This is a genomic window from Bradyrhizobium sp. HKCCYLS20291 (assembly GCF_051167715.1).
Classification (GTDB): Bacteria; Pseudomonadota; Alphaproteobacteria; order Rhizobiales; family Xanthobacteraceae; genus Bradyrhizobium.
The window spans coordinates 428696-438321 of sequence record NZ_JBNPTO010000002.1 but is presented as its reverse complement, the minus strand read 5'-3'; the positions used below and the strand labels follow the sequence as shown (position 1 = coordinate 438321).

At 66.5% G+C, this 9626-nt stretch carries 12 protein-coding genes; 11 read left to right on the top strand and 1 reads right to left on the bottom strand.

Features of this window, described 5'->3' with window-relative positions; translation table 11 throughout:
- Positions 1 to 74 precede the first annotated feature (74 nt).
- The gene (gene phnE, locus ACQR07_RS06030; RefSeq protein WP_434901416.1) at positions 75 to 959 is read left to right on the top strand and encodes a phosphonate ABC transporter, permease protein PhnE; all 885 of its coding nucleotides are present in this window, start codon (positions 75 to 77) and stop codon (positions 957 to 959) included.
- Positions 956 to 1804 carry a phosphonate ABC transporter, permease protein PhnE gene (gene phnE / locus ACQR07_RS06025; protein ID WP_434901415.1) on the top strand — a complete coding sequence of 283 codons (849 nt, stop codon included), beginning with the start codon at positions 956 to 958 and terminating at the stop codon, positions 1802 to 1804. Before phnE (ACQR07_RS06030) ends, phnE (ACQR07_RS06025) begins: the two co-directional genes overlap by 4 nt.
- 6 nt (positions 1805 to 1810) lie before the next feature.
- Here phnE (ACQR07_RS06025) and phnF read toward each other — a convergent pair whose 3' ends face one another.
- The gene (gene phnF / locus ACQR07_RS06020; RefSeq protein ID WP_434901414.1) at positions 1811 to 2536 is read right to left on the bottom strand and encodes a phosphonate metabolism transcriptional regulator PhnF; all 726 of its coding nucleotides are present in this window, start codon (positions 2534 to 2536) and stop codon (positions 1811 to 1813) included.
- Between the two features lie 119 nt (positions 2537 to 2655).
- Between phnF and phnG the strand changes: the two genes are divergently transcribed.
- The 9 genes from phnG to ACQR07_RS05975 are packed head-to-tail and all read left to right on the top strand — an operon-like array spanning position 2656 to position 9618.
- A complete protein-coding gene (phnG, locus tag ACQR07_RS06015) occupies positions 2656 to 3111 on the top strand; it encodes a phosphonate C-P lyase system protein PhnG (protein ID WP_434901413.1) in 456 nt (151 codons plus the stop codon).
- Positions 3111 to 3722, top strand: coding sequence for a phosphonate C-P lyase system protein PhnH (phnH, locus tag ACQR07_RS06010; protein ID WP_434901412.1), 612 nt, complete (start codon positions 3111 to 3113; stop codon positions 3720 to 3722). Before phnG ends, phnH begins: the two co-directional genes overlap by 1 nt.
- 3 nt (positions 3723 to 3725) lie before the next feature.
- Positions 3726 to 4829: a carbon-phosphorus lyase complex subunit PhnI gene (locus tag ACQR07_RS06005; RefSeq protein ID WP_434901411.1), complete on the top strand. Its 1104-nt coding sequence runs from the start codon at positions 3726 to 3728 to the stop codon at positions 4827 to 4829.
- Positions 4826 to 5710: an alpha-D-ribose 1-methylphosphonate 5-phosphate C-P-lyase PhnJ gene (locus ACQR07_RS06000; protein ID WP_434901410.1), complete on the top strand. Its 885-nt coding sequence runs from the start codon at positions 4826 to 4828 to the stop codon at positions 5708 to 5710. Before ACQR07_RS06005 ends, ACQR07_RS06000 begins: the two co-directional genes overlap by 4 nt.
- Entirely contained in the window at positions 5703 to 6497 is a 795-nt protein-coding gene (phnK, locus tag ACQR07_RS05995; RefSeq protein ID WP_434901409.1) for a phosphonate C-P lyase system protein PhnK, read from the top strand. Before ACQR07_RS06000 ends, phnK begins: the two co-directional genes overlap by 8 nt.
- A gap of 10 nt (positions 6498 to 6507) precedes the next feature.
- Positions 6508 to 7206 carry a phosphonate C-P lyase system protein PhnL gene (gene phnL, locus ACQR07_RS05990; protein ID WP_434901408.1) on the top strand — a complete coding sequence of 233 codons (699 nt, stop codon included), beginning with the start codon at positions 6508 to 6510 and terminating at the stop codon, positions 7204 to 7206.
- A gap of 15 nt (positions 7207 to 7221) precedes the next feature.
- A complete protein-coding gene (locus tag ACQR07_RS05985; RefSeq protein WP_434901407.1) occupies positions 7222 to 8379 on the top strand; it encodes an alpha-D-ribose 1-methylphosphonate 5-triphosphate diphosphatase in 1158 nt (385 codons plus the stop codon).
- Positions 8376 to 9032 (top strand): phosphonate metabolism protein/1,5-bisphosphokinase (PRPP-forming) PhnN, encoded by a 657-nt coding sequence (gene phnN, locus ACQR07_RS05980; RefSeq protein ID WP_434901406.1) that lies wholly within the window; start codon positions 8376 to 8378, stop codon positions 9030 to 9032. The genes ACQR07_RS05985 and phnN overlap by 4 nt, the downstream gene beginning before the upstream one ends.
- Entirely contained in the window at positions 9010 to 9618 is a 609-nt protein-coding gene (locus ACQR07_RS05975) for a pyridoxamine 5'-phosphate oxidase family protein (RefSeq protein ID WP_434901405.1), read from the top strand. The genes phnN and ACQR07_RS05975 overlap by 23 nt, the downstream gene beginning before the upstream one ends.
- Positions 9619 to 9626 lie beyond the last annotated feature (8 nt).

Below are 9626 nucleotides of genomic sequence, written 5' to 3'. Positions count from 1 at the left end.
GCCGGGCCTGTAAAGGCCCCGCTCTTGTCGTGCGGCAAACCGAGTCGTCTTGAAGCAAGGACAGCAAAGGCCCGATGACGGTCGCCGTTTCCATCCTTCCGAGCCAGCAGCTTGCGGCTCTGAACGACGCCTATCGCCGGGCGGTCGCGCGACGCCGCCTGCGGTTTGCGGTCTCGATGGCGGCGTTTCTCGCCGTTCTCCTCGTTGCCGCCGTCGGCGCCGAGGTCAATCTGGCGACGCTCTTCACGTATTTCGGCAACTTCGTCAGCTATTTCGACCGCCTCTTCACGCTCGATGACGGTCACCGCGTCTGGACCAATTTTCCCGAATGGTTCTGGGGCTTCAGGAAGTGGATCAAGCTGCTCGGTGAGACGCTCTTGATCAGCTATGTCGGCACGCTCGCGGGCATGCTGCTCGCGTTTTGTCTCAACTTCCTTGCGGCCGAGAACACCTCGCCGGCGCCGTGGGTCCGGTTCACGGTCCGCCGGCTGCTCGAATTCGCGCGCACGGTTCCCGGCATCGTGTTCGCGCTGATCTTCGTCATTGCCTTTGGCCTCGGGCCGCTCCCCGGTGTGCTCGCGATCGCTCTCCATTCCAGCGGCGCGCTCGGCAAGCTGTTCTCCGAGGTGGTCGAGAACGCGGACATGAAGCCGGTCGAGGGTATCAGAGCCACCGGCGCGAGCTGGCTGTCGTGCATGCGCTTCGCGGTGCTGCCGCAGGTGATCGCCGGTTTCTCCAGCTACACGCTGCTGCGCTTTGAAATCAACGTCCGCGAGGCGTCCGTGATGGGCTTCGTCGGCGCCGGCGGTATCGGCCAGGAGCTCGTGGTGGCAATCCGCAAGTTCTATTATTCCGATGTCAGCGCCATCCTCGTGATGATCGTGGTGACGGTGTTCCTGATCGACATCGGCACCGGCTGGCTCCGCGGCCGGCTGTTCGGCGCGGAGGTGCGGACATGAGCCTCCCGGATACGCCGGATCAGGTGCAGCTTCGTGAGCGCTATCCGCAGGTCTTCAATCGGCCGATGTCGGCGCGGCTGGCGACGCCACTGGTGCTGCTGCTCGCGCTTGCAGTGTTCGTCTTCGGCCTCGTGGACCTGGAGTTCTCGCCGTCGCGCATTCTGGCGGGTCTGAGCCAGCTCGGCTGGATCGCACGCCTGATGCTGCCGCCAGATCCCGGCGCGTCGCTGCCGACCTATCTCAAGGCGCTCGGCGAGACGCTGTCGATTGCAGTGCTCGGCACCACGCTTGCGGCCTGCGTCGCGTTTCCGGTCAGCCTTCTTGCGGCGCGAAACGTGATTCCATCAGCAATCTTCCGGTTTCCCGTGCGCCGGCTGTTCGACACCATCCGCGGCGTTGACACGCTGATTTGGGCGCTGGTCTGGATTAATGTCGTCGGACTCGGGCCGTTCGCCGGCGTGCTCGCGATCGCGGTGTCCGATTTCGGTGCGCTCGGCAAGCTGTTCTCGGAGGCGATGGAGAGCGCCGATCGCAAGCAGGTTGAAGGCGTGCGCGCCGCAGGCGGCAATGCGCTGCATGAGATCCGCTTCGGCCTGCTGCCGCAGGTGCTCCCTGTGATTGCCGGCCAGGTGCTCTACTTCATCGAATCCAATACGCGCTCGGCGACCATCATCGGCATCGTCGGCGCCGGAGGCATCGGTCTGCAGCTTGCGGAGCAGATCCGCGTGCTCGAATGGCAGAAGGTGTCGTTCCTGATCCTGATGATCCTGGTGGCCGTGGCGGCGATCGACTGGATCTCGAACAAGCTTCGCTTTGCCATCATTGGGCGCCGCGCCGTGGCCTGAGGCGGACTAGCCTTCCACCTCGAAGGTCACGCGCTCGGCCGCGAAGCGCGAGCGTTTGCTGATGAGCGGCGTGCCGTCGGCATCGACGTCTGTGCTGTCGACCACCAGGACCGGTCGTCCGAGCGCAAGCTCGAGCCGCGCGCCATCGCTCGCATCCGCGATGGCCGCCGTGATGCGGGTCGAGCCGCGGCGATAATCGCGGATGCCGTAATGCGCCAGCAGCGCGGTCATCGAGCGGGTCGCGGCGAACACCTGTCCCGCATCCGGAAACCGCTCGGCCGATAGCCACGACGTGCTGACGCAGATCGGCGTCTTGTCGGCAAAGCGCAGCGCGTCGATGCGCACGAGTGGCGTGCCGGTCTTCAATCCCAGGAGGCGCGCGAGCTCGCGCGTGGCGGGCTCCTCGGAGGCTGCGATCAGCTGTCCCCGCGGCTCGCGGCCGCCCGCGCCCACGATCTCCGAGAATCGGGTGCGCGAGCGCAGCGGATAGGACAAGCGAGGGGCTTCCACGTAAGTGCCGCTACCGCGCTCCGCGCGCACCAGCCCGCGCTCTGCCAGCGTCGCCAGCGCACGCCGCACGGTGTGGCGGTTGACCCGGTAGGTCTCCGCGATCTCCGTCTCGCCGGGCAGGCGCGTCCCGGCGGCGAAGCGGCCATCGGCAATGTCGCGCTCGATGCCGTCGGCGACCCGGCGCCACAGGGCGACGCCCGAATCGGCGTTCTGCATGCTCAATCGCAGCTCCTCGCGCGGATCGTGGAAATCACGGCCATGTCATCAAACAGTCATGGCGCTCTCTTATCAAGTTGTCTATTATCATAGACAACTTCAGCCGGGCAAGGTCGAGGATGGTGATGAGCGGCGAGATCGCGATGCGCGAGAGGCGGCGGGAGGCGATGCGGGTGCTGGCGCATGTGCAGGCAGCCGACATTGCGACGCGGATGAACGATGTCGCTGTCCCGCCGCATCAGGATCTGCGAACGCCCGAAAATGGTCTGGTCATGCTGCGCGGCCGGGTCGGTGGCGACGGTGCGCCGTTCAATCTCGGCGAGGCGACTGTCTCGCGTGCCGCCGTCCGGCTCGCGAGCGGCGAGGTTGGGTTCGGCTACGTGCTCGGACGCGATGGCGACAAGGCGCATCTGATCGCGCTGTGCGACGCGCTGCTGCAGTCACCTGAACATGCCGAGGCGATCGAGACCGAGGTCGTGGCTCCCCTGCGGGCGCAGATGCAGGCGGGGTGGAAGCGAACCGCCGCGGAAGCTGCGGCGACACGCGTGGATTTCTACACGATGGTGCGGGGAGAAGGGTGATGGCAGCGGCGAACGTCGATCTGCAGCCGGGGTTCGCCGACAAGGTGCTGTCGGCGCAATCGACCTTTCGCACTGTGATGGAGGCGATGGCGCGGCCGGGGCAGGTGATGCCGGTCGCCGATGAGGTCGGTCGTCCTCCGTCGATGATGGCCGGCGTCGCGGCGATTGCGCTGACCTTGCTGGACCAGGACACACCGCTCTGGCTCGATCCGGCTTTCGCCAGCGCGCCTGATGTCGGTGCCTGGCTGCGGTTTCACACCGGTGCGCCGATCGTGGACCGGCAGGATGCGGCCAGCTTCGCGTTGATCGCGGAGTCGGCCATGCTGCCGGATCTCTCCTCGTTTGCGTTGGGCACGCCCGAATATCCAGACCGGTCGACGACCTTGATTCTGCAGGTGCCGAGTCTGTCCCGAGGCCGGACCTTTCATCTGCGTGGTCCAGGGATCAGTCGCACGACATCGCTCACAGTGATACTCGAGCCTGCCGACCTGTTCGACCGGCTGTCGATCAACGAGCAGCTGTTTCCGCGCGGCATCGACGTGATCCTAGTCGACGACCGTTCACTGGTCGCAATTCCGCGCACCACCCGACTCGCATCTGCAGGAGCCTGACGCATGTATGTGGCCGTCAAAGGTGGTGAGCGCGCGATCGAGAACGCGCATCGGCTGCTGGCGCATGCGCGCCGTGGCGCGCGCGACGTGCCTGAGCTGTCGCTGCCGCAGATTTCCGAGCAGCTCGGGCTCGCGGTCGATCGCGTCATGAGCGAGGGCTCGCTGTATGACCGCGAGCTGGCGGCGCTGGCGATCAAGCAGGCGCGGGGCGATCTCATCGAGGCGATCTTCCTGGTGCGCGCCTTCCGCGCGACCCTGCCGCGATTCGGCGCCACCGAGCCGGTCGATACCGGTGCAATGCGGGTGCAGCGGCGTGTTTCCTCGACCTTCAAGGACATTCCAGGCGGCCAGGTGCTGGGACCGACGTTCGACTACACGCACCGGCTGCTCGACCCCAGCTTGGCTGCGGGTGGTGATCCGGAAGCGCCGAGTCTCGCGGCAACCTCCGACGCCCCGATGCCGCGTGTCACCGACATCCTCGGCCAGGACGGACTGATCGAGCCGTCGCCCGCAGAGGAGGCCGACGCGCCGGTCGGCGATCTCACGCGCGATCCCTTGACCTTTCCTGCAGGGCGCGATCTGCGGCTGCAGAATCTCGCGCGCGGCGACGAGGGTTTTCTGCTTGCGCTGGGATATTCGACCCAGCGCGGCTACGGCCGCAACCATCCGTTCGCCGGCGAGATCCGCTTCGGCGAGGTCGAGGTCGAGTTCTTCGCCGAGGAGATCGGCTTTGCGGTGCCGCTCGGATCGGTCGAACTGACCGAGTGCCAGATGGTCAATCAGTTCAAGGGCTCGGCGACCGAGCCGCCATGTTTTACACGTGGCTATGGCCTTGCGTTCGGCCAGAGCGAGCGCAAGACGATGTCGATGGCGCTGGTCGACCGCGCGCTGCGCGCACGCGAGCTCGGCGAGGATGTGATCGCGCCGGCGCAGGACGAGGAGTTCGTGATGTCGCACTCCGACAATGTGCAGGCCACGGGCTTCGTCGAGCATCTGAAGCTGCCGCATTATGTCGACTTCCAGTCCGAGCTCGGCCTGCTGCGCAAGCTGCGACAGGAATTTGCCGACGCCAACGCCGCTCCCGCGCTGAAGGAGGCTGCGGAATGAACGCGCCGACCTACAACTTCGCCTATCTCGACGAGCAGACCAAGCGGATGATTCGCCGCGCGATCCTCAAGGCGATCGCAATTCCCGGCTATCAGGTGCCGTTCGCGAGCCGCGAGATGCCGATGCCCTATGGCTGGGGCACCGGTGGCGTGCAGGTCACCGCAGCCATTCTCGGCCCGGACGATGTGCTCAAGGTGATCGACCAGGGCTCCGACGACACCACCAACGCGATCTCGATCCGCAAGTTCTTCGCCAAGACCGCCGGCGTCGCCACGACGACGTCGACCGAACAGGCGAGCGTGATCCAGACCCGCCACCGCATCCCGGAGGCGCCGCTGCGCGAGGGACAGGTGCTTGTCTATCAGGTGCCGATCCCCGAGCCGCTGCGGTTTCTCGAGCCGCGCGAGACCGAGACGCGGCGCATGCATGCACTGGCCGAGTATGGGCTGATGCACGTCAAGCTGTACGAGGACATCGCGCGCTTCGGCCACATCGCGACCTCCTACGCCTATCCGGTGAAGGTCAATGCGCGCTACGTGATGGATCCGTCGCCGACGCCGAAATTCGACAATCCGAAGATGGACAATTGCCCGGCGCTGCAGCTGTTCGGCGCCGGGCGCGAGAAGCGCATCTACGCCATCCCGCCGTATACGTCGGTGGTCTCGCTGGACTTCGAGGATCATCCGTTCACGCGCTACAAGTTCGATGCGCCCTGTGCGCTGTGCGGCGCGGAGGACTCCTATCTCGACGAGATCGTGACCGACGACAAGGGCAGCCGCATGTTCGTCTGCTCCGACACGGACTATTGCGAAGGCCGGCAGGCGGCCGGACATCGCGGCACGGAGAACGCAGCCCCGCACAAGGAAGCCGCCCATGGTTGAGGTGACCCGTGCCACCGATCAGCCGCTGCTGGTCGCCGAAGGCCTGACGAAGAGCTATGGCCGGCTGTCGGCCTGCCGCGACGTGTCGTTCGTGCTCTATCCGGGCGAGGTGCTCGCCATCGTCGGCGAATCCGGGTCGGGCAAGTCGACGCTGCTGCAGATGCTGTCGGCGCAGCTCACGCCGAGCGGCGGCCACGTGTCTTATCGGATGCGTGACGGCGTGCTGCGCGATCTCGCGCAGCTTGGCGAGGCTGAGCGGCGCTTCCTGTTCCGGACCGACTGGGGCTACGTGCATCAGGACCCGTCGCAGGGCTTGCGCATGGCGGTGTCCGCCGGCGCCAATGTCGGCGAGCGGCTAATGGCCGTCGGCTGGAACAACTACGGCCGCATCCGGCAGACGGCCTCGTCCTGGCTCACGCGGGTCGAGATCGATGTCGGCCGCATCGACGATGCGCCGCGGACCTATTCCGGCGGCATGCGGCAGCGGCTGCAGATCGCGCGCAACCTGGTGACGGAGCCGCGGCTGGTGTTCATGGATGAGCCGACCGGCGGGCTCGACGTGTCGGTGCAGGCCCGCCTGCTCGACCTGATGCGCAGCCTCGTCAACGAGCTCGGCCTCGCCGCGATCGTGGTCACGCATGATCTGGCCGTGGCGCGGCTGTTGTCGCACCGTGTGATGGTCATGAAGGAGGGGCGGGTGATCGAGACCGGCCTCACCGACCAGGTGCTCGACGATCCACGCGAGCCCTACACCCAGCTCCTCGTATCCTCGATCCTGCCGCCATGAGCCTCATGCAATGACCGTGATGATCGATATCGAAAATGCCGAGAAGACCTTCACCATGCACCTGCAGGGCGGCATCTTGCTGCCCGTGGTGCGCGGCGTGTCGTTCCAGGTCAGGGCCGGGGAATGCGTCGTGCTGGCGGGACCTTCGGGCGCGGGCAAGTCGTCGATCCTGAAGATGATCTTCGGCAACTACCGCTGCGATGGCGGCCGCGTCGGCGTCCGTCATGATGGTGAGATCACCAACATCGCGGGAGCCGAGCCGCGGCTGGTGCTCAACGCGCGGCGGCAGACGATTGGCTATGTCAGCCAGTTCCTGCGGGCCGTGCCGCGGGTGCCGGCGCTCGACGTCGTCGCCGAGCCGCTGCTCGCGGCCGGCGTGTCGCGGGACGAGGCGCGCGCGCGTGCCGGCGCGCTGCTCGCCCGGCTCAACATTCCGGAGCGGCTGTGGTCGCTGCCGCCGTCGACGTTTTCCGGCGGCGAGCAGCAGCGCGTCAACATCGCCCGTGGCTTCATCTCGGAGCTCCCGATCCTGCTGCTGGATGAGCCGACGGCCTCGCTTGATGCAGCGAACCGGGCCGTCGTGGTCGATCTGATCGCGGCGAAGAAGCAGGCCGGCGTCGCGATGCTGGCGATCGTGCATGATGATGATATCAGGATCGCGATCGCTGACCGCATCGTCGACGTGACGACATTCGCAGCCGCGGCGTAGAGGGCAGAACAGCAGATGGATGCCAACATGTCTGAAACCGTGATAGGCAACGCCCGGCTGGTCCTCGCGGATCGCGTGATCGAGCGGGGCTGGGTGGCGATGGTCGGAGGGCGGGTCGCAGAAGTTGGCGAAGGCGCGAGCCCGGCCGGCAGTCTCGATGCCGAGGGCGATCTGCTGATGCCCGGCCTCGTCGAACTGCACACCGATCACCTCGAAGCCCACTTCGTGCCGCGGCCGAAGGTCTATTGGGATCCGGTCGCGGCCGTGATCTCCTATGACGGCCAGCTCGCCACGGCAGGCATCACCACCGTGCTGGATTCGCTGCGGGTCTGGAGCGAGGAGGGCGCCGAAGGCGTCGACGGCCAGGCCAATGTGCTCGCGGACGCGATCGGGCGGGCGCGCGACGCGCGTCTGCTGCGCGCCGATCACTTCCTGCATCTGCGCTGCGAGGTGCCGATGCCGACGGTGGTCGATGAAGCGACGCAGTTGGCGGGCCGTCCGGATGTCCGTCTGATGTCGCTGATGGATCACACGCCGGGCCAGCGCCAGTTCCGTGACGAAGGCAAGCTGCGCGACTATTACCGCGGCAAGAGCGGCGGCAAGACCGATGCGGAGCTCGATGTCATGTTCGCGCGCCGCTTCGCCTATCAGCAGACCTATGCGGCGGCCAACATGCGCGAGATCGTCGCGCTCGCCAAGACGCACGACGTGCCGCTCGCCAGCCATGACGACACCACCGACGAGAATGTCGCCGACGCGATCAAGGATGGCATCGCGGTGGCGGAGTTTCCGACCACCATCGAAGCGGCGCGGGGCCTGCACGACGCGGGCATCAGCATCCTGATGGGCGCGCCCAACGTCGTGCGCGGCGGCTCGCATTCCGGAAACATCGCGGCTGTGGACCTCGCGCGCGAGGGCTTGCTCGACATTCTGTCGTCGGACTATGTGCCGTCGAGCCTGCTGATGGGCGCACTGCAATTGCCGCAGCGCGTCCCGGCGATCGACCTCGCCGCGGCGGTTCGGACCGTCACCAAGGCACCGGCGGAAGCGGTCGGGCTGCGCGACCGCGGCGAAATCGCCGCCGGCAAGCGCGCGGACCTCATTCGGGTTCACGTGGCCGGCGACGTCGCGGTGGTGCGCAGCGTCTGGCGGGAAGGATTGCGGGTCGCATGACCGACATCCCGGCTTCATCGACTGGCTCCGAATCACTTGGCTCCGATCGGCTCGGCCCCGGCCGTCTCGTGCTCGTGGTCGGGCCCAGTGGCGCCGGCAAGGATACGCTGCTCAACGTTGCGCGCCGTGAATGCGTGGGTGACGATCGCATCGTCTTTCCACGGCGGATCGTCACCCGCGAGGCCTCGGCGTTCGAAGACAATCTCGAGATGACGGCATCGGCTTTTCGCGAGGCTCTCGAGACCGGCCAGTTCGCTCTGCATTGGGAGGCCCACGGGCACGACTATGGCGTGCCGCGGACGATCAATGACGACATTCTCGCAGGACGCACGGTGGTCGTGAACGTGTCGCGGACGGCTATCCCGGCGGCGCGGCGCGACTACGCGCATGTGGTCGTCGTTTCCATCACGGCGCCGGCGGAGGTCCTTGCCGAGCGGCTCGGCAAGCGGCATCGCGCGAGCGATGGCGACATCGGCGAGCGTCTGCAGCGCTCCGTCTCGGACGAGACGGTTGCCGCGGACGTGACGATCGTCAATGTCGGCGATCCCGCGGCACACGGGCGCCGGCTGGTCGACGTGATCAGAGGGCGGACCGATGCGATGCCGACCAGAGCCACAGGAGCAAGCGGCGATGTCGATCATCACCACGATTGAGCAGCTCGAGGCGATCTATGGTGAGACGGGGCTCGCATCGACGGCGAAAGTCGCCGATCGGGTGACGCCGCATTATCGGATCATGATCGAGGCGTCGCCGTTCGTGGCGCTTGCGACGTCAGGACCGGAAGGTCTGGATTGTTCGCCGCGCGGCGATCTTCCGGGCTTCGTCCGCATTCACGACGACAAGACGTTGATGATGCCCGATCGCCGCGGCAACAACCGCATCGACTCGCTGCGCAACATCGTGCGCGATCCCCGGATCGGCCTGCTGTTCCTGATTCCTGGATCGGGCAACACGCTGCGTGTCAACGGACGAGGCCATCTCTCGGCTGCTCCCGACCTGCTGGAGTCATTCCGCATGGAAGGCAAGCTGCCGCGCTCGGTGATCGTCATGACGGTGGACGAAATCTATTTCCAGTGCGCGCGCGCGATCGTGCGCGCCGATCTCTGGAATCCCGAGAAGCGAATCGACCCGCGGCAGTTGCCGACGCCGGGACAGATCCTGGCAGCAATGACCGACGGTATCGACGGCGCGCAGTATGACCGCGAATGGCCGGAGCGCGCACGTAAGACGATGTGGTGAGCGGGCCC

What these genes read in the sequence shown, in the direction of transcription:
- phnE (WP_434901416.1), top strand. Translation starts at nt 75, where the DNA reads ATGACGGTCGCCGTTTCCATCCTTCCGAGCCAGCAGCTTGCGGCTCTG.
- phnL (WP_434901408.1), top strand. Translation starts at nt 6,508, where the DNA reads ATGACCGTGATGATCGATATCGAAAATGCCGAGAAGACCTTCACCATG.
- phnH (WP_434901412.1), top strand. Translation starts at nt 3,111, where the DNA reads ATGGCAGCGGCGAACGTCGATCTGCAGCCGGGGTTCGCCGACAAGGTG.
- phnE (WP_434901415.1), top strand. Translation starts at nt 956, where the DNA reads ATGAGCCTCCCGGATACGCCGGATCAGGTGCAGCTTCGTGAGCGCTAT.
- ACQR07_RS05975 (WP_434901405.1), top strand. Translation starts at nt 9,010, where the DNA reads ATGTCGATCATCACCACGATTGAGCAGCTCGAGGCGATCTATGGTGAG.
- ACQR07_RS05985 (WP_434901407.1), top strand. Translation starts at nt 7,222, where the DNA reads ATGGATGCCAACATGTCTGAAACCGTGATAGGCAACGCCCGGCTGGTC.
- ACQR07_RS06005 (WP_434901411.1), top strand. Translation starts at nt 3,726, where the DNA reads ATGTATGTGGCCGTCAAAGGTGGTGAGCGCGCGATCGAGAACGCGCAT.
- ACQR07_RS06000 (WP_434901410.1), top strand. Translation starts at nt 4,826, where the DNA reads ATGAACGCGCCGACCTACAACTTCGCCTATCTCGACGAGCAGACCAAG.
- phnN (WP_434901406.1), top strand. Translation starts at nt 8,376, where the DNA reads ATGACCGACATCCCGGCTTCATCGACTGGCTCCGAATCACTTGGCTCC.
- phnG (WP_434901413.1), top strand. Translation starts at nt 2,656, where the DNA reads ATGAGCGGCGAGATCGCGATGCGCGAGAGGCGGCGGGAGGCGATGCGG.
- phnK (WP_434901409.1), top strand. Translation starts at nt 5,703, where the DNA reads ATGGTTGAGGTGACCCGTGCCACCGATCAGCCGCTGCTGGTCGCCGAA.